We start from the raw sequence: 21522 nt of genomic DNA on the forward strand, positions 1-21522 counted from the left end.
TTAGATTAAGGGACTATCTGTAAAGGGTAAAGTGGCCGACAAATTCTTTATTTACATTTGGGTCGTTAGTTTGTACAACAAACCAATAGTCACCAGTAGGTAATTCATGACCGTTGTATCTACCATCCCAAACTTCGCCAACTCTGTAGGTTGCAATCTTTCGACCATAACGATCAAAAATGTCGAAGGTTAGGTTAGGGTAGTTGTCTACACAACCAGGTGCCCAAGTATCATATTCTCCATCTCCATTTGGTGTAAACCAGTTAGGTATACATGGTCCAACAAATTCTAGTTCAATTTCTGCTTCAGCAGTACAGCCAGCACTATCTGTAACCGTTACAACATAGACGCCAGTTTCTGTAATGGTATAAACATTTGTACTACCATAATTCTCATCATTCATGGTAAAGGTATAATCTCCTGTTCCACCAGTTGCACTGGCAATGATTTCATTGAGTTCGCCTTCAGCTAAGGTTAAGGTAATAGGTTCGTAACCTTCAATATCAAATAGTTCTGTTCTTTGTATACAACCATTAGTATGTCTTACGTCTATGTAATGTCCTGTTCCTACAGGTACATTTTCAAACACATTGCTTAATTGATAATCACCTCCATCTAAAGAATAATCAAACTCTGATAATTCTTCATCAGACACATCAAGTATTACAGTTACCATATTACTTTGCGCATTATTCTCACAGGTATATTCTAAGGTAATTTCAGGATTAAAGACTATAGGCTCAGGGAACGTGATGTTCCATTCAGATTCACAACCTTGAGCATCACGTACATAAACGATGTGGTCACCACCTTCAAGATTAGTAAAGTCGAATACGGTTTGTGTTGCATTTCCTGTTGTGTAAGGGCCTTCATAACTATCAAGACTTACACTGTATGGTAAATTACCACCATCAATTTCAATACTGAACTCGCCATCTGTATCGCCATCACATAATACAGGGAAAAAGGCTTCTGGTAATATGGTAATAACTACTGGTTCTGGATCTATAATGGTGAAGTCAAACGTTAAATAACAACCTAATTGATCTTGAACAATTAAAGTATACTCACCAGCAGAAAGGTTTTCAAAAGTATTCGTTTCAAAAAACTGATTTAATTGTGGTGAAATTGCATATTGAATTGTACCAGTTCCACCAGTAGCAGAAACAATTACAGAGCCATTATTGTTTCCTGCACACGTAATATTGTTAACTTCTATAGTTGCGTCTAATGCTGTTGTAGGCTCAGTAATTGATATTGGAGCAGATGTTACTTCACAATCTCCACTTTCTACCATGACCACATAGTCACCAGCTACTAATTCTGTAAAATATCCAGGTGTATTTTGAGTCGCATTTATAGTTGCACCAGATGTATCTTGAAGCGTGTAACTATAATCTCCTAATCCACCTTGCGCTGTGGCTAAAATTGATCCAGTATTGTCACCAGCACAATTAATAGTAGGATTAGAAGATTCTAGATTTATTACTAACTCAGGTAATGGATCAACTGTAATATCGTTAGATACGTTAGAAACACAACCGTTAGCATCTCTCACGTAGTAGTTATATGTACCTTCAGGAACTGAGAATGTTGTAGAAGAAGTAAAACTTCCTATAACTGTTGTAAAATCAATAGTACTACTATAGTCATATGGTCCTGTGCCACCAGAAGCACTAAGTGTTAATGTAGATTCTGTTAAACACGTTTGTGTTGTTGTTCTTACTAAACTAACATCGAGTGGAGTAGGGTTTTCTATTTCAATTTGAAGAGACGTCATTTCACATTCAAAACCATCAGTTATAGTTACTGTGTAAGTTCCTGCTCCTAAATCGTTAAAGACGTTAGACGTTTGTGGGCCAGAAGAACTAGCAACTGGCGCAATAGTATTTAAAGTATATACATAGTTGCTGCCTTGTCCGCCAGAAACCATATCTACGGTTATACTTGCATTCTGATCACCAAAGCAATCTAAAACAGTAGTACTTGGAGTGAATATTGCTGTAATTGGATCTGGTAAATTTAGTGTTATCGTTTCTGAAGCAATACAACCTTCAGCATCTCTAACATTTACTGTGTATGTTCCAGCTGATAAATTTCCGAATACATTATTTGAAGAAAAAGCAACTGTAGCATCGCCTGTTAATTCATATTCATAATTACCCCAACCACCATCTGCAATAGCTGTTATTGTGCCTTCACTATCTGTACAGGTTACGTTTGAAGATTCAACTAAGCTTAAAGTTAAAGCCTCTTGTGGTGACGTTATAACAACACCTGCTGAATTAGAACAATATGGAAAATCTGTTTGAGTGATTACAACATCAAAACTACCAGCCGCCATACCTGTTACAGTCAATGGATTTGTAGCTGTGTTAGCATTTACAATACCTGTAACAGATGTACCAACACTATCAAATACTTCGTAGGTATAAGCACCTGTAAAGTTTGTAATGTTAATGTCAAAAGCGCCTGTGTTGTCACCAAAACACGTTACACTATCAGATGTTACTGTAAATTGTGGTGAAGTAGGCTCGCTCACTGAAATTGTAGTTTCAGAAGTACAAGACAATACCGTATCCGTAATTGTAATTGTATAAATACCTGAAGGTACACCAGTAAAGGTGTTACCAGATAAACTTACTGAAGCAGGATTAGGAGAAATACTATAAGCATAAGTACCAGAACCACCAGATCCTGTTACTGTAATTTCACCATCATCATTATTACAAGATGGCATTGCGGTAACATCTGCAACAACATCGATTGGTTCAGCAACATCAATAGTTACCAAATCAGAACAACCATTAGCATCTTGAATTTCTATAGTATGTGTACCTGCAAATACATTAGAAATTGTGAAAGGTGCAGACTGTGTTTGAAAAGCACCACCATCTATACTAAAACTATATGGTGCAGTACTTGGTGTATCTAAATTAACTACGATTTCGTAATCACCATCTTGTAGCTCACAAGCATTAGTGACTGAAGCTGATATTTGAGGTGAATCATCCATATCTACAATGGTAGCAGGACTTGATACAATACATCCATAAGCATCTAAAACATGAATATAATAGGTGCCAGCATCTACATTAAATACACTTAGAGCATCCCAACCAGAATCAGTAGCTAGTGGAGCAGTAGCACTAGTCGTAATTTGATATTGATATGGTGACGTTCCATTTTGTGCTATGGCACTAATAACACCAGAGTTTGGATTACAATTAGCGTTTTGATCAACAGAAACTGTTAAATCTAAAGCTACAGGAGATTCAAGAATTTCGAATATTTGTGAAGCCGTTTTACATCCATTAAAAGAGCCTGAACCATTTTCTGTAAAGACTAAGTAATATTGACCAGGTGATAATGTTCCTGGGTTTGGAGTTGTAACCGTTTCAGGAGTACCAAATGTTACCGCAATAGTGTTTGGTCCATCTACCAATTGATTATCATAAGCTGAATAGATTGCATAATCAACAGAAGTTGTTGTACTATCAAAATTATCTATTGTAAAGGTCACACTTCCATCAGCTGCACCAAGACATGTAACATTGTTCGGAGTTACAGTTGAGGTTAGGGTAGAAGCAGGATCTATGGCTGCATCTGCCGATTTTACAAAGTAACAATCTGTCACTAAATCATGAACAACAAAGGTATAAACCACACCAGGAATTAAGTTGGTAAAGGTTCTTGTATCTCCACCTGGAGTATCTGGTGGTAAATAACTGGTTGTATATGGAATTGTATTAAATTCTAAAATTCCAAACTCATAACTACCACTACCTACAGCTGATACAGCAGTAACTTCTGCAGTTCCACCTGTTGTACAATCTGGTACGGAAATATTAACATTAATCAATAAATCTGATGGAGGTGAAGCCATTGTTATTTGTTGCGACAAACTACAACCATTAGCATCTACAACATTAACAGTATAATTTCCGTAGTTAATAATATTGAACGTATGATCTTCATTAGAAGTCGCATTATATGGGTTGCCAGGAATAACATCACCAAAATTGTTAGAAATAAAATAGGTAAATGGAGCAGTACCACCAGCAATATTTTCAACGGTAATAGAACCTAAAGAAGACCCTCCAGGATTATTACATGTAATATCTACTTTACTCAAATCGAAAGTGATGGCATCTGGCTCAGAAAGTGTTATAGTTTCTGTTGTAGAACATGAATTGGCATCAGTTATTGTGATGGTATATGTACCAGCAGTTAAACCAGATGTTTGTGTACCGTAATCAGTTCCTGTGGTGTCATTATTCACATTTATAGTAAATGGAGGAGTACCAACAGTGGTATCTATTGTAATGTCTATAGATCCATTTGCATCACCGTTACAAAGTATTGGTTGACTTTCAACAACTGCACTAAAAACAGGTGGCGAAATAGGATTTACTGTTATAATACCAGATTCAGCAGTACAACCATTAGCATCTGTAACTTGGAATTGATATGTGCCGGCTGTGGCAGTATTATAATTAAATGTTGAAGGAGTACTTCCTAAAGCACTGTATGGTGCTCCATCAATAGAAACTTCATAAGTGTAAGGAGCAGTACCTGTAATGGTTCCTGTTAACTCAGCATCTGGAGTTGCAGTACAATCTAAAGTTTCAGTAAGTACAACATTTATAGTCGGACTTGGTATAGGATCTATAGTATAAGATTCGCTATATGTACAATCGTTTTCATCTCGTACCTGAAAAGTATAAGTGTTTAGTGCAAGACCAGTAAATACATTTGAAGTTTGATACGCTGTAGTAGCAGAAGCTGGTGCTATAATTTGATATTCTAAAGTACCATTTCCACCAACAACGTTAGATAAAGCAACATCGCTAGTTAATGTAGGACACGTTACAGGAGTACTTGTAAAATCCATATCAGTTGGTGGATTTAACGCGTCGATTGTAATAGTGTTTGTAACAGCTGTACAAATATTAGTATCTCTAATAGTGATGGTATAAGTGCCTTGCGTTAAGCCTGTGAATACATTACTGGTTTGAAAATTAACACCATCTATACTGTATTCGTATGGTGGATTTCCACCAGATACATTTGTAACAGTTATCTCTCCTGTACCATTACAAGTAAAAGGTGCCGATAATTCTGCCGTTCCAGAAATAGCTGTATTTTCAATAATAGTTACAGTTTGAGGATCAGTAGTACAAACTGAAGGACCTGATATGTATTGTAAAACAACATCGTAATTTCCTGCTACTAATCCTGTAAAGAATGATGCGTTAGAGAATGTAGTTCCACCATCAATACTATACTCAATAGCATTTCCGTTTGGATTGGTTACATTGATGGTAATTGTACCAGTATCTCCTGTACCACCACATAAAATATCTGTTGATGTTACATTAAATTCTGGAGCTGGAATTTCATCCACAGAAATTGTGGTTGTCGCCGTACAGTTGTTAGAGTCCATTACCAAAATGTCGAATGTACCTGCAGAAGTCACTACAATTTCTGGTACAGTTTGAAAATCAGTAGAACCGTTAATAAAGTAGAAGTAAGGTGGTGTTCCTCCTTCAGGATAAATGGTTATTTCTCCATCAGTACAGGTTAACGGTACTGTTACAGCTGCAGTTACAGTCAATAAAGGTGGTTCTACAATAGTAACATCTTCTGTAAATAAACAACCGTTTTCTGTTTCTACAGTTGCTGTGTAAGTTCCTGGATTTAGATTTTCAAATAAATAAGAGTTTTCCATTATTGGACCAACAGTATTTACTACAGTTCCATTTTCACTGAGTGTGAAGGTATATTGAGGGTCTACATCATTTGCTGCTAACTGAATACTTCCTAACTCACCAAAACAAAGTGGTTGAGTAATTGTAGAAGTGACCGTAAAATCACGCTCTCTAATTAAAACATCAGGAACAGAAAAAATACAGGGATTGGTTGGTACACCAATTTGTCTTACGTATACAGAATAGGTTCCTGGTGTTGTTACCGTAAATACATTACTAGTTTGATAGTTTGTGCCATCAATACTAAACTCATAGCCAGAAGGCACATCATTAACCGTAATACTTCCGTTTGTAGTACAAATAATATCTGTTGATACTACTGTTGGCACTAATAAGTTTTGATATACGTTAAAATAGAATTGATTAAAACAACCACCAGGATAATTAATAGTTAATCTGAATTGACCAGCAGTATTAGCTAAAAAGTCTGCGCCTGTCGCAACTTCATTCCAAGTACAACCAGGATCTTCATTTGCACAATCTGGATCTGAAACAGCAGCACAACTAGATTCGTCTAATTGTTCCCAGATTATAGAAATAGAATCAGATATATTAGTTTCAATAAATCTTGAATCATCTGCACCACATAGGAAAATATTCGGTAATAACTTACCGTCATTAGGACAAGTTACTACTTCATCTGCATAAGGGATTACGGGATTTTCAATATCGCCACCAAAAAGCTCGACTTCATAAATTTGCTCAATAGATTGACATGGTGCAATAGCAGTATTAAAGGAATAGTATGTTCCTGTTGCATCAACTGTAATAGTTTGAGTATTACCAATGACAGGTGTTCCTGTTGGACTCGTTGACCAAGCATAAGAATCATAACCATTGGCTGCCGTAAGTTCAACGGTATCACCACAAAGAATGATTTCTTCAACAAATTCACAATCTAAATCTGCTAAGAAATTAGTTGCTTGAGGTGATAACAAACAACCAGTATTGCTGTTTAAACTAGGATCGTCTGTAATTTGAAATGTTGGATTAAAAAATCCATTATAAGTGGCAAATGCCTGATTATTAATAATGTTAGAACATGCATCTGCTAAATCACCACAGCTACTTACGACTTCAACTTCAATTCTAATTTCATAACGAGGATCATTTTCTTCTACAAGAGAATTATCAATATCAAAAACCAATTCTCGAGTTACTGGATCGTAGCTAGCCACAGTTACACCTGGAGGTAGAATTAAATCTGTTGGATGGTTGTAAATAATATTGATTGGTAAAATATCTCTAATCTGAAAATTAGTAGCATTATCATTACCTACATTTTGAAAACCAATAACATAATTCAACTGAGCACCAAGATCTACTAATTGTCCACCAATGTCATTGCCAGCATCATCTTCAACAAGTTTTGTTAGTACAATATCTGGTTCAATAATTTCAACAGCAAAAGCAAAGAAATATGGAAAATATGTATCACCACTTGTCTCCAAACGAATTGTACCAGAGGTGGCATCATTAGCTATTACAGAGTTTCCTGGATTAGGAATGGCAATTGTACCTGTATCAAAACCAAGCGTATTTGTACTATTAGGAACACGGTTTGTCACCGGAGTGGCATCTAATCTTGTTACCGAACTGTTGAAAAAATTAGCCACAGGACGATCTGCAGTAGATAAACTAACACCATTTAATCGTAATCTATCACCTAAAATTGGACTGTCACCTTCTAATGTGGCAAACGCAAAATTAGCTCGTACTGGAGCAGGAGCAGGTACTGTTCTGAATCCACTAACAGGAATGTCCAAATTTGGATTACCGCCAGGAACACTTATCGCACTAAAACCATCAAAACTAGTAATTGATTTGCCCGGAAGGGTAGGATCTTCATACACAATAAATAAAGACCAGCCAGCTGATTGACCTGTACCGTTATATGGATTAAAATTGGCAGTTTCACCAACACCAGAAGAGACGTTTGCCACTGTATAAGTACCTAGGTCTGCACCAGGCCCAAAACTCGTTACATAATCAGTAACATCTGCAAAACAGGCATATGAGAAACTATCTCCACCATCTATGGTTGTACCGTTGGCATCAAAAATTACAGTACCAGTTATATCTGTATAACCTCCAGAAGGTCCTTTTAACCTTACCTCAGTAATAGGTTCGTTACCAGGATTTACGGCTCCCCAATATAAGCCGGCATAAATAATTTGGTAACAATTTGGATTCGGAATTTCTAAATCCGCGCTTGAAGAACTAAAGGTTGAAGGATCACCATCAATATCAATATATTGCATATTAACATTGTGGTTGTAAACACTTCCATCGTTGAAAGCATCGTTGTTTGGACCCAAAATATTATTCCCAATTAATACTATGTCTCCTTTTAAATCTTCATTAAATCTTGGTGTGAACGGCACATAATTTTGTGCATAACTGACCATGCCAAAGCATAGTAATATTATGACTATTAATGCTCTTGAAAAAGTAGGTTTTTTCATGATACTTGGTTTTAATTCCTCACATTTGCTTGGGGTAAAGCATTTGAGAAGAATGGCTTAACTTATTAATTTTCTATTTTCACGAGGGACATTTTTACATTATATGGTCTATTTCCTTTGTCTTCCATAGCTTTATTGGCTGCGCTAATACTGTCAAACTTACTGTAGTAAATATAATATTTACTAGTGTTGACGTCGTAGAAGAAATCTACATTAGCTCGTCCTGAAGCTACAACTTTGGTTAAAAATTCATTTCTCTTATTAATATCACTATGTACCGCAATGATAAGGTAGTAACCACTCTCTGTATTACTAACATTCTTTAAAATTTTAATATTCTCACTCTGCTCTTGACCAAAGTCAAAATCTTCTGAAGTATATTGTGTTTCTGCTGGTTTTGTTGTTCGTTTTATGTTTTGAAGCATAGCTCTGTCCTGAGAATATCTGTCTTGCTCATTGTCATAAGCTGCACGCTTAATTCGTCTTCGCTTTTCAAACTCTGTTGCTTCTTTAATTAATTCTAATCTATTATCAAGTTGAATTCTTAGTGTTTTTGCCTCAGCCTGTTTAAGTTTTAAATCTTCGATTTTCTTTCTGTAGAACAGGTTGACTTCATCAAGCTTTGTTGTTTTATAGCGTTCTTCATAAAGTGAATTTAAAGAGTCAATCTTCTCTGTTTGAGATTTAATAACTTCATCTAAATCAGATTTTATAGCATTAAGTTTGTTGTTCTCAGCAGTTACGCTTTTAAATGGTTTTGGCTTAACAACTATACCTTGATCACTTAAATCATTTTCTTCCTTTAAATCTTTTAAATCTTCGTCTTTTATATTAACGATCTTTTCAAATTCTTCAAGAAGCTTATTTTGTTGTTCACTGGATGATTCAGCATCCTTAGTCAGCGAGGCAATAGTTTTACCAATTTCATCTTTTGGATCTTCTACTAATTTCTCTTTTGCATTCGCTTCTTCCTTAGCTTGTTGCTCTGCCAGTAACTTTGCTTTAGCGTCTGCTTCTTCCTGCGCTTTTCTTTCGGCTTCTTCTTTGGCTTGTTGCTCAGCTAGTAATCTGGCTTTTTCAGCAGCTTCTTCACGGGCTTTCTGTTCTGCTAATTGTTGTGCCTTAGCTCTAGCTTCAGCTTCGGCTTTAGCTTTTTGTTTTGCCAGTAACTTTGCTTTAGCGTCGGCCTCTTCCTGTGCTTTTCTTTCGGCTTCTTCTTTAACTTGTTGCTCAGCTAGTAATCTTGCTTTTTCAGCAGCTTCTTCACGAGCTTTCTGTTCTGCTAATTGTTGTGCCTTAGCTCTGGCTTCAGCTTCCTCTTTAGCTTTTTGTTCTGCCAGTAACTTTGCTTTAGTGTCGGCTTCTTCTTTAGCTTGTTGCTCAGCTAATAATCTTGCTTTCTCAGCAGCTTCTTCACGAGCTACTTTTGCTTTAGCCTCACGTTCAGCTTTTTCCTCAGCAAGTTGTTTTGCCTTTGTTTGAGCTTCTGCAAGTGCATTAGCCTCAGCATCTTTCTTTGCTTTTTCTTCAGCTTCTCTGTCTAATTTGGCTTTAGCTCTACGTTCTGCTGCACGTTCTCTTATACCTGCCAATTCTTCTTCTGATGCTTGTACAATCGGTTTGATTCGTTTTTTGGTAAATAATCCGCTAACTTCTTCATCACCACTATAATCATACTTCTTTTTTGTGATGAATCTGTAGGCCAATGTAACTTCATGTGAAGAACCAAACTCTACGAGCTCACCAATAGACTTTTCAATATTATATTCTAAGGCAATATTTTTGGTAACATTAAGACCCAAACCACCAGATACGCCATAGCGATTGTTGTAACCTACTTGAAACCAAATACCTTTTGGAACATTTAAAGTTGCTAATCCAGAAATTAATGTCTCATCTTTTCTGAACTCTGACATTAGTATACCTGAGAATTTCGTATCCTTAAAAAAACCGCGTCCATCAAAAAAACCTGTGTGCATCACATGTGCTTTGATACTTTGCTTAGGATCGTCTTCTATCATCGAAGAGGTTTCAAGGTTATAAAGCACCAAATTATTTATAGAAATACCAAAATCTAAAAATTCGGTTCCGTAGTTAATACCTGGGTTTACGGTTAGTAAAAAGTTCTCAGGCACATTCTGTAAAGATGGATCGTCAAAATTTGTTACAATATTAGATGTATTTACACCACTTTTGTAAGCAGCAGCATTAAGTCCGAATGTTAAATTGCTATTGGTATTTAGTTTTACGTTATAGGCAAAGTTTAATAAGCCACCAAAAGTTGTTAGTACACCATAGTTTTGTTGAAATGCAGCAACACCAGCACCAATATTTTCAGCAAAGCGACCAGAATAACTTCCTAAGAACATTTCTGGTGCATTATCGAACTGTACCCATTGTCTTTTATTGCTAAAGCTTATGTATTTGTTTTGTTCTCTAACAAAAGTGAAGGTAGGGTTGATGTTGTAACGGTTAAAAACCAAAGAGTTTCTTATTGGTAAATCAAAAGAAACAACTCCATCATCTTGTTGCGAATATGCCATTTGCATGGTTAGGGTCAATATAAATAGTATCAACAGATATGTTTTCATGCTACTTTACTATAGTTATTGATCCTTTTTTAACATTGCCTTCTACAGGTGTAATGATATAGTAGAAAACTTGGTTGACACTTGTGAGATTTAAATCATCTTCTGGCCAGTTATTTTGATAATCTAAGGTTTGAAAAACGACTTTACCTTGCTCGTTTAGTATCATTACCTCAGTATTTGTTCCGGTTGTGTACTGTAATGGAATTACCCAAGTATCATTAATAAAATCTCCATTTGGACTTATAACATTTGGAATGTTAGGCACATCTGGAAAAGGTTCTATACCTCGTTCTATAACAAAATCATAAGTTCTAGAGCCATTACAACCTACAGTTTCAGTAATTACTACACTGTAGTTTCCTAATTCTGAAGCATCATAAGTATTTTCAGTTGCTTCTGTAATAACTTCATCATTTAAATACCACGTGAATTCTGGACTAAAAGCATCTGTTGTAATTTCTATAGATAATGTTTCATCCTCTAAAATTTGATTGACTTCATCTACATTTATCACACTATTAAAAAGTTCGCTTACTAAGTCTATAGTACCAAAAGCCGAGCATTCACCTAAATCTACCTGAACTGAAAACGTACCAGACTCATTAGTTTGGTACATTTGATTTGTTGCATCTGGTATTTCTATTCCATCTTTAAACCATTGATAACTATTGCCACCTACAGTGCTTAATGTTGTAAGTCCTTGTTCTGGGCAATAGGGATTTCCTAAACTGGATGCTATGGTAACATCAGCTTCACCAGAAGTACTGACTTCGCTTATTGTGACTCGATTAGAAAATGAATTTGAAGTACATGTACCGTAATTGGTTTCTGCGAAATATGTTCCTTCTTCATCAACTAATAGAGAAGACCCTTCAGCAACAAATACAGAAGTTGTTTCACTAGTTTCTTTATACCAGCTAAAGGTAAGAGAAGGGTAGTTGAGTGGTGAATCATTATTTCCTGTACCAGGATTATCTATAGTTAACAAATAACTACCACCTGTACAGTAAGCACCAGTTGATACTAAATTATTAATTGTAAAAGGTGAATCCTGAAGCTTATAGTACGCTGCAAAAGGTGCAGAAGGTGTACTAGTAGCAGCAGGTGCACTACTTTTTATTCTAATTCTATAATTTTCACCAGCTGTGGTTTCTGGTATAGAAAAATCTACCGTTGCAGGTGATGTGGTAATCCATCCAGCGGATGATGTGTATATAACTTCAGCATTTGAAAAATCACCATCTGCATCAGATAATTCTACTGTAAATTGATTTGAAGCATTTAAAGCTGACTCAGGTGAAAATACAAACGTCGCACCATACGTATTAAAAGAATCACTTGCACATGCTTGACTAAACCCAAGATTAGGTTGACCAATAACCAGCTGTGCCTGAACTTGTTCTATTGAAAGAAAAGTTACAACTAGGCAGAGGGAGATAAGCAGTTTATTTAGTTTAGTAGTTTGAGGCATATGCTTATTGTAATTTTTAATCTATAGGCTTTTGGTATTAAGATGGTTAATTAATAATTATACTGAATACTAATCATCATCGTCGTCATCTATAAAGTCATTTGAGGCAATAATTCTATTTACTTGTAATCTAAAATCAGGATTTCTAGTACTGTTAGCTGCGATAAAAGTTTCCTTATCAGAACCTTTAGCGTAAAGATTGTTAAACGCTCTACTACCATACCAGCTTTCTAAATCATCATTATTAGTGTATCCTTTTCTGTAGATATTCCCTTTACAATTATTAAAGTAGGTTTTTGTAAACTGAATTTTTTCAAGGTTTTCGTTATTAAGCTTTATTTTATCATCTAAAATTACTGCAGGATAAAAACCAGAAATAACACTCTTATTTATTGCAAAAGATGCATCAGCACCAACATAAATAGCTTCTTGTACAAGTCCAACTTGTATATCAGACTTAATATCATCAGATACATTAACTAAGGTTAAGTTTTCTGCATTAACAAACGTTTGTCGTTTTGAAGTATCAGATTCTTCTTTGTTGTCATAAGACTTTATAACCATACATCTAGAACCATTTGCACTAGATACATAAGGAGATCTTATAGCTAGCGAATTAATTAATTGACACTGTGTACCAAAGTTAAATTCGTAGTCATTGATTTTTGATCTGTATGATACTAATTTTTCAAGTATAGCAGAACCACCAAGAATATTAAATGAGTTACCAGCAGAGTAGCTTACCATTACATTCTCAACAACAGTTTTATTTCCTATACCAGCAAGCGTTAAAGCATTAAAGTAACCAAACTTTTTTGTTCGCTTTCCTGCAAACTCAATTCTTACATATTTTAAAATTCCAGAATCACTTTCTGAATTATTACCACCATAGGCAATATGCTCAGTAGACGATGGCTTTAAACCATAATTAAGAGAAGATAACTGCCCATAAGTGTTTAAAGGAGCATCACCTAAAATAAATATCCCTCCCCAATCACCAGCTTTTTTACTGTCTCTGCTTGAGGTGAATACAATAGGATCTGTTTGAGTTCCTTTTGCTATAAGTTTAGCACCTTTACTAACAATCAAAGATGCTTTAGAATCAAAATCACCAAGTATTCTGGTTCCTGGCTCAATAGTTAATGTAGCACTATCGGTTACAAATACGTCACCAATAAGCAGGTACACATCTCTCTTAAGTAGTTTTGTGTCTTTTGAAATTTTCCCACTCAAAATCTGAGTTGGCTCACCATACTCTGATTGACTAGGTTTAAACTCTGTCCATGAATTTAGCCAGTTGTCGTAGCCAATTATTCCTTTTTCCTGTTGTGCAAAACAGTTGCTTAACACTAATAGAAAAATAAGCGCGGTTTGAATAAAATTTTTCATAGTAGTTAAATTCGTTAATTTGGGTTTTCAAGTAATTTTCAACTAATTGCCTCAAACATAATGATTAATCCTATGAAATACAAGAAATTATCGTTGAAATACATAAATTTAAGAGTGTTTTATTACTTTTCCTACAAAAAATACAATTTTTAAGTAAAAACAGACTACAAGTAAAATATTGAATATCAGTATTTTATTATATTCAAAAAGTATATGAAATAAAAAAACCTCGCAAAATTGCGAGGTTAAAAAACATGAAATTGATTATAGACTAATCCTCTTTAAAATCGTTATATGTATGTAAGGCCTTTAAAGTAGATTCATAGAACAAAATCGCTGCTATAAGATCATTAGTATCTGAATAGGGTAGGATCTTGGTCTGAAACTCTACAGTACTTTCAAAATATTCGTCTGAAGCTTCTTTATTATCTTCTAAGGCCTTTTTATTTTCTTTAGTCTCTGGAATACCCAAAGATTTCATGGTTACACCAGGTTTTGTAGCAAAAGCAATATTTGGAAGAATATTTACAATAACTTCTATACGTTCTATATATAGTGTTAATAATTCACCCTTAGACATATCATCTAATTGTTCTCTACTGTGGTATTTAGAAATATTTACTTTACCACTTATAATGCTTTGTGATTTATCACCCTTTTTAGATGCAGCATTTTGGGCATTTCCAAATCCTATCATAAGGAAAAATAAAGCACCAAATAAAGTAAGTTTTGTTTTCATATTTATAATTTTGATTTGGACTAACAATGACAAATCTATATAAAATAATCACAAAAACAACTAATTTCAGGCTTTTTTCTTGAAAAAATTTTAACACTTTAAATGCAATTTTTATGGACAAACTGCATAAATAGTGGATTAAAAGCATATTTCGTCGACAAAATACATGTGTGCTTTTTAACATTTTTCAATCGGAATTAAAGTAAAAAAATAAATTTTTATGTGTTTTATGAAAAAATATTAGTGAGTTAAATGATGTGTTTTAAACCAAAATCACACGTCTTAGAATGGTGTTTTAGAGTGTATTTTATCGTTGATTTTTGCATTTTTTTTCATTTCGTCGCAAAATTATTGCAATCATATGATTTTTAAGGTACTACAGATTTTTTAAAGCAAATTTGACCGAACCCAAATCATATTCGTCATGAAAAATCTAATTGCTGCTTTTTGTCTGATTTGTTTTTATAGTGCATTTTATCCAAGCTATGCACAAAAAAGCCCAATATACGATAGGGCAGAAGACCAACTTAAAAACACGGATACTATTCCAGATTTTAGATCTAAGACTAATAAATTAAAATTAACTGGTGTTATTTACCAAAGTGATGGTGTTACACCAGCAAAGGATGTTATTCTTTTTATAGAGCAACCTGATGAGAATGGTGATTTTGATCTTAGACGTGCTGGTGATGCGCGTTATGTATTTCATAGAAGTTGGGTAAAAACCGATGAAGATGGTAGATATACCTTTTATACATTTATACCTGGTAACGACAGACGCTACAACCAAATGCAGCAGATTTTTCCAATTATTAAAGAAACATCTAAAGAAGAAGTACAATTAGAATCTTTATTATTTGATGATGATCCTATGTTAACTAAGCGTTGTAGAAAGCGTTTGGCCAAAAAAGGAAATACTGAACGCATATTAACTACAAAGAAAGAAGATGGTATTTTAGTTGCCACTAAAGATATTGTCTTGTCTGATGATACTGAAGCAACGAAATAGTCAACATACATATAATTATTGTAAATGCCTTGAATATTCTGTTCAGGGTGTTTTTATTTGTATTGATGATTGCTTTAAAGAGTAGCGTGTGTTTTTACAATACTATTTTACATAATGTAAATTATAGGACAATTGCTATTATTTGGTTTTCTATGTCCGAGTACCAATTGTCAGCTATATTGTTATTATGTAAAATATCCCACAGTAATCCGTTTCCATAAGTATGTGTAGTGCTTGGGCATTAAACCAGAAATCGGTCTGCTACGCAGCGTTAATGCAATGTTCCTATAATTAGACGTTATGTAAAATGTCCGCTATCCAAACGCTCGATTGCTTTTATAAAACCAAATTGCTTATTGCAATTTATTTATAACTCAATTGCCAGCCGCTTGGCCAGCGCACAAAAAAGCCTGGCTTTTAGTTATGGTTTAAAAATTGCGTAAACGATAAAATGTATTGGTTAAAAAATTCTACGAGATTCTCAGAGCTTGCCACAAGAGCATAAAATTACGCGCAGCGATAATTTCTATGCACATGTTATATGCAGTACTTCTAATTAGCATTCTTTAAGTTCTTTATCTTTTGCCTTAATGCAAAAGAAACAAAAAATCAAGGCTGCATATAATTTTGGAAACAATTAACGGCTCATTCGCTATATTTTAGGAAACTTCTGAACTGATTGAGATTGCTTTGAACTCACATTTATAGTTAATTTTCTTTATTTTATATAATACTAACTCCCTAAAATATTCACGCTCTTTTCGTCTATTGTTTTTACCAAAATTTTATGAGGCCAAGACTAAATATTGAAATTCTATTTTACATAATGTTTTAAGAGGTAGTATTTGCTTTTTTTCTATATATTTTTTTAAAAGTAAAATCCCCTCCACCTTTCCAATTAATAGTTTTACTAATTCCACCCTGTTCTCCATTTACAACTAGCTTCATTCTTTCCAAAACAATATCAGTTATATGATTACCTTTTTCAATGCCAATATATTGTCTATTCATTTTATGAGCGGTGGAAATTGTTGTCCCTGAGCCAAGATAACAATCTAAAACAATGTCATCTTCATTTGTTGCTATTTCAAGAATTAATTTTATCAATTCTTCTGGCTTAGGAGTATCAAAGACTTTTTCATTTGGAAACATTTGAAGGAAATGTTTTTTCGCACTTTTATTAGTGCCTGCAATATTTCCTAACCATAATGTTTCAGGTGTTAATCCCCTACTCTTTCCATTTAAAAATTTCTTTATTCTTGGTACACCATTTCCATCCTTGCCAAACCAAATATTATTATTTAAAATCTCATTTTCCATTCGTTCTTTATTATAACACCAACACCTTCCATTGGGCGGAGAATGAATTTTTCCATTTGGAGCGATAATATCATAATATTGAGAAGCAACTGCATGACCATCTTGCACATTTGCAGAAACGGATTGCCAAGCACCTCTTGGATCATTATCTGGATTTTTGTAACGTTTAAGAATATCTTCTGTTACAGGTAATAAATTTCTGGTTTTTTTAAATTCATCTTGATTAATACAATAAACTAAAATATACTCATGGTTATTTGAAAATACACTTCGATTTTCTCTTGTTGTCCTCTGTTGCCAAATTATAGTTGTAACGAAGTTATGTCTTCCAAATACTTTGTCTGCGGCAATTTTTAAATAATGCATTTCAGAATCATCAATTGAAATCCAAATACTTCCATCTTCTTTTAAAAATGGCTTAAGACTAGAAAGTGTTTTAGTCATTTCATCCAACCAAGCTTGATGAGTATATTCATCATTATAATGATTATAATTTTCACCATTATTGTATGGAGGGTCTATATAAATACACTTAATTTTTTTATTAAAGTCAGGTAAAAGTTTCTTAAGAACTTTTATATTATCTCCTTTAATAATCAAGTTAGTTTTTGAATCTTTGTCTTTATCTAATAATGGCATCTTATTATGTGTAATTGTAGCTAAGTAAATTTACAAAATTCAAAAATAACTGATTAAAATTAAGCTAATAGATTTAACTAAATTAAAAAAGATAAAAATTTAAATGATTGAAGATAAAACTAAAGTATTTAGACCCATACACTATCTTGGCAGCAAATTAAGAATGCTTAATTTTATTGAAGATACAATAAATGAAATTGACCCAGAAAAAGGTGGTGTATGTGATTTATTTACAGGTTCTGGCAGCGTAGCTTTTCACTTATCAAATTCTAGACCTGTAACTGCTGTAGATATACAAGAATATTCAAAGGTTATATGTTCTGCAATTCTTCAAAAACAGAATATAGAGAACAATTATTTAAATGATTTTTTAAATGAATGTAAAAATTCATCGCATTATTCAGCTTTACTTAATTCTGTTAGACCATTAATTGAATATGAAGAATCCGCAATACAAAAGGCTCTTGATAAAACTTCTTTAGAAGATTTATGTCATATACTTGAGGAAGGGTCTATTATCTCTTATGAGATATCAAAGAAGAATAACAATAAAAGTTTACTATTTAAGCATATTAAGCAAGTATTAGAAAATTTTAAGGACAATGGAATTTCCGATGTGGATTCATTATCAATACGCTATTTTGGTGGCTTCTATTTTTCATATAAGCAGACTTGTCAAATAGATTCCATTTTACATCAAATAAATAAGGCTGATTTAGAAATAAAAAATTCATTACTAGCACCTCTATTAAGCACAATGAGTGATGCTGTAAATACTGTAGGTAAACATTTTGCACAACCTATCAGACCAAGGAACAGGAAGGGTATGATTAAAGCTAATCTAGGTAAGACAGTATCAACCGACAGAAGGATAGATATTTTTACATTATATCAAAAATGGCTTAAAAAGTATAATACTTTAACAGATTCTAATTACGACCATGCTATTTATAGTACAGATTATGACGATGCATTAGATAAATTACCTAATAATGTAAGTGTAGTTTATGCAGATCCACCATATACAAGAGAACACTATAGTCGATTTTATCATGTATTAGAGACTGTATGTATAAGAGACTTACCAAAAATATCAACTATAGTATTAAAAGGCGAAACAATATTAAGCCGTGGACTATATAGAGAAAAACGGCATCAATCAGTATTCTGTATTAGAAGTTTAGCTCCTATCGCATTTGATAATATGTTTCAGAAAATTAGTGCTAAAGGTCTAAAACTTATATTGTCTTATTCACCATATGACGAAACTAAAGAAACTCATCCTAGAGTTGTTAAAATGAAGGTTTTGATAGACTTAGCTAAAAAATATTTTAATAATGTGGAAGTTAAGAGTGTTGGGGAGTTTACACATAGTAAATTGACCCATAAGGCAAAGCATCTTGATGCTTCTAAAGCGGCAGAGGTTTTAATTATCTGTCAATAGACTCTAAATACTTAAACTAGGGCAAGATTGCCTTAATTCGTTTAATGTTATTTCAGTCCGCTTTATAACACCATTTGCATTAACTAAGACTTGTTCCAATTCATTATATAATTGAGTGCCATGTGTTTCAAAATGATAAATGAAGTCAGTAGAATTTATTTTGATAAAAACTATAATTGGTCTATGAGCTCTATTGTAGGCTACAGTACATTCTCTAACCTTTTCAGGTTCTAGATTAAAATTTCTACTCGCTTTAACCCTTGCAGAAGTAATCTGTTCGACATTAGCGTCAATATTCCCAGCTGTATCAATATACTTTAAGTTAATGTCTCCATTTGTGCCGACTGCTGTCGGTAGTTCGAAAAATGTTTCAAAATTTCTTTTTGCAAAAGAAATTTGTTTCCATCTAGATGGACCACCAATTTCAGCCACCAAAACATTACTATTATCATTATATGTCCATCCAGGAGAAGTTGCTATAATTGGTGGTGTTAAAATAGGAGTTGCTGGAGACCCAGAGCCAGAGGTACTGCTATTGGTATCAGATGTTTCATTACTACTACCTCGTGTTAATCTTGTAGGGGAAAAACCACTTGGCAAACCTTGTAAAGGTAATGTGCCAAATAAATCATTTATAGCTGGATAAGTCTGTTCAGTTTCATTTAATTCATTATTAGTCTCAACCTCTTTTGTATACTGTGCTCTTCGATTAGCCTCATCCTTTACTTTTCCATTTGCAACTAAATTTTCTATTAATTCTGTGTCGAGTGCTCTTAAATAAGGGCTATCGCCAGTTAATATAGGACTATAATAATCTATAATTTGATTTAATACATCTAAATCTTCTTCATTTTTATTATAAGAAATTTGAATTGCTCCCTCAATATTTTGAGCTAATCCACTTTGCGTTAAATTATTAGAACCAATTATAACACTTACTAAGTCATTACCTTCGAATAGATAAATTTTTGGATGAAATATAATTCTTTGATTTGTATAGAAAACAAAAGTTTCAACATCCCATTCAATTAAGGATTCCAAAGCTTCACTAGAAGTTCCAAATTGGTCTATACCTACAATAACTCTAAAATCGTTAATGTGTGTTTTAGAATCTAAAATGTGTTGAGTTAGACCAGAAACACCAGTGTGACTAGCAAATGCAACTAAACACTTAAAACTGTTGTATGAACTATTATTTAAAGAATCTATAATAGCACTTGCAACAGAACTACCAGAAGCTCTATTATAACCTTGACCTATAAATCTAATTTCCATCAATCGTGCCTTTTTTAAAAAGTTCAATTATTTCCACATTTAAAGCCAATGCTATTTTTTCAATATTCCTTATAGAAATGTTTCTTTTACCTAATTCAACAGAACTTATATATGTTCTATGTAAATCACATCTGTAAGCAAGTTCCTCTTGGGATATTCCTATTTCATTACGTAGTTGCTTTATTTTAAGACCTAATTTCTCTTCAATTTTCATTTTTTAAAATTAGACTTTTGAACACTTTAAATCTACAGACTATAAGTAACGTATGAGTTTTTATATTTATAGTTAGAAAACCATTCCACACACATTTTCGCCACTACTCTACCCTAGCTAAAAAGAGTGTTCCATTAACATTGCAAAGAAACTTCTAGAAATAAATTTTTCAGAAACAGAAGTACTAACATGGGCTTTTAACCAAAGCCCATGTTTACATAACGCTAGTACATTATAGGACATTTATAATTTCATAAGCGTAATAGCGCTCTAAGCGATATTTGACATAATCTTAGTTCTAGCAACACGCCAGTGTTCTATAACGATTAAGATTATGTACAAGCGCTTATTATGCATTGATCAATTGACTGTTTAGTTGATATTGGTAATAAAGATGTTATTATAATTTTGAGATATTTTGTTGTTACTTAGAGCAAAGTTGCTAAATATTTGAGCTTTAAACGTTCGCTTTTGTAAATTGAAAACTAATCGGTTAGCTCATTTTTGCCTTCTTTTTGTTTTTTTAATTCAAATTCTTTTGTTCGCTTTATTTGTTCTTCGAGATTCCATTCAAAATCAAATCTATTCTTTAGAAATATGGCAATGGAATCTAAACCAATAGCTGTTCTTCGTTTATCAATATTTTCTGGATCAAAAACAGGCCAAAGATTAAAGCTTTTGGTCTCTGGGTAATATTTCATTTGTCCACCATAGATTTGTAAATCGCCACGTTCGGTTGCAATTCTGTCTTCAGCTCTAACCAAAAAGCGCGGTTCTAATTTTTTGTCTTTAACAGCCTGCCGCATCATTGGAAGGTATTGTATCCGAATTTCATTATCTGAATGTTGAATAACGTTGCATATGGTCCAATTACCTCGTTCGCCAATCATTTCTTTTGTTGGCCAACCATTATTATCCAGAATTTCCTTTACTTTTTTCTCATTAATCGTGTGGTTTTTTTCGATAATAGCTTGTTGCTCTTTAACGAAATCCGAATCTACTCCATATAGTTCCATTAATGAATCTCTTCGTCTAATGGGTTCTTGTTCTGTTTTCCAGATTTCATCCATTAGTGCTATTAGGTTTTCTTTTTCTTCTTTTACTGTTGTTTGCGCTTGTGTTTTAGTTTTACCTGTACAATTAAGCAGTAGACTTAAGCAGAATAATATTGTAAACTTCATTTTTTTATATGTTT

The 21522-nt window shown here is 33.6% G+C and carries 11 protein-coding genes; 2 read left to right on the forward strand and 9 right to left on the reverse strand.

Translation table 11 applies throughout. The annotated features are described in order from the left end of the window. Positions 1 to 13: 13 nt before the first annotated feature. From FC091_RS09080 to FC091_RS09100, 5 genes are all read right to left on the reverse strand, one after another. Positions 14 to 8236: a T9SS type B sorting domain-containing protein gene (locus FC091_RS09080; protein WP_138433959.1), complete on the reverse strand. Its 8223-nt coding sequence runs from the start codon at positions 8234 to 8236 to the stop codon at positions 14 to 16. Between the two features lie 65 nt (positions 8237 to 8301). Beyond that, positions 8302 to 10827, reverse strand: coding sequence for a PorP/SprF family type IX secretion system membrane protein (locus tag FC091_RS09085; RefSeq protein ID WP_138433960.1), 2526 nt, complete (start codon positions 10825 to 10827; stop codon positions 8302 to 8304). A 1-nt stretch (position 10828) separates the two neighbouring features. Continuing rightward, positions 10829 to 12298, reverse strand: coding sequence for a T9SS type B sorting domain-containing protein (locus tag FC091_RS09090; RefSeq protein ID WP_138433961.1), 1470 nt, complete (start codon positions 12296 to 12298; stop codon positions 10829 to 10831). Positions 12299 to 12367: 69 nt separating this feature from the next. Continuing rightward, positions 12368 to 13687, reverse strand: coding sequence for a hypothetical protein (locus FC091_RS09095; RefSeq protein ID WP_138433962.1), 1320 nt, complete (start codon positions 13685 to 13687; stop codon positions 12368 to 12370). A 271-nt stretch (positions 13688 to 13958) separates the two neighbouring features. Continuing rightward, positions 13959 to 14426 (reverse strand): hypothetical protein, encoded by a 468-nt coding sequence (locus FC091_RS09100; protein ID WP_138433963.1) that lies wholly within the window; start codon positions 14424 to 14426, stop codon positions 13959 to 13961. A 424-nt stretch (positions 14427 to 14850) separates the two neighbouring features. Here FC091_RS09100 and FC091_RS09105 point away from each other — a divergent pair, with 424 nt between their 5' ends. Next, a complete protein-coding gene (locus tag FC091_RS09105; RefSeq protein ID WP_138433964.1) occupies positions 14851 to 15435 on the forward strand; it encodes a hypothetical protein in 585 nt (194 codons plus the stop codon). Between the two features lie 831 nt (positions 15436 to 16266). Here the strand turns inward: FC091_RS09105 and FC091_RS09110 are convergent. Beyond that, complete coding sequence (locus tag FC091_RS09110; RefSeq protein ID WP_138433965.1) at positions 16267 to 17394, reverse strand: site-specific DNA-methyltransferase; 1128 nt, start codon at positions 17392 to 17394, stop codon at positions 16267 to 16269. A gap of 103 nt (positions 17395 to 17497) precedes the next feature. Between FC091_RS09110 and FC091_RS09115 the strand changes: the two genes are divergently transcribed. Continuing rightward, positions 17498 to 18838, forward strand: a complete 1341-nt coding sequence (locus FC091_RS09115; RefSeq protein WP_138433966.1) for a DNA adenine methylase — start codon at positions 17498 to 17500, stop codon at positions 18836 to 18838. A 3-nt stretch (positions 18839 to 18841) separates the two neighbouring features. Here the strand turns inward: FC091_RS09115 and FC091_RS09120 are convergent, their stop codons facing one another. The 3 genes from FC091_RS09120 to FC091_RS09130 form a co-directional block, all read right to left on the reverse strand. Further along, positions 18842 to 20113: a restriction endonuclease PLD domain-containing protein gene (locus tag FC091_RS09120; RefSeq protein ID WP_138433967.1), complete on the reverse strand. Its 1272-nt coding sequence runs from the start codon at positions 20111 to 20113 to the stop codon at positions 18842 to 18844. Next, positions 20103 to 20327 (reverse strand): helix-turn-helix domain-containing protein, encoded by a 225-nt coding sequence (locus FC091_RS09125; RefSeq protein WP_138433968.1) that lies wholly within the window; start codon positions 20325 to 20327, stop codon positions 20103 to 20105. Before FC091_RS09125 ends, FC091_RS09120 begins: the two co-directional genes overlap by 11 nt. Positions 20328 to 20812: 485 nt before the next feature. Further along, a complete protein-coding gene (locus FC091_RS09130; protein WP_138433969.1) occupies positions 20813 to 21508 on the reverse strand; it encodes a DUF6624 domain-containing protein in 696 nt (231 codons plus the stop codon). Positions 21509 to 21522: the final 14 nt, after the last annotated feature.

Source organism: Winogradskyella algicola (genome assembly GCF_005869935.1).
GTDB lineage: Bacteria > Bacteroidota > Bacteroidia > Flavobacteriales > Flavobacteriaceae > Winogradskyella > Winogradskyella algicola.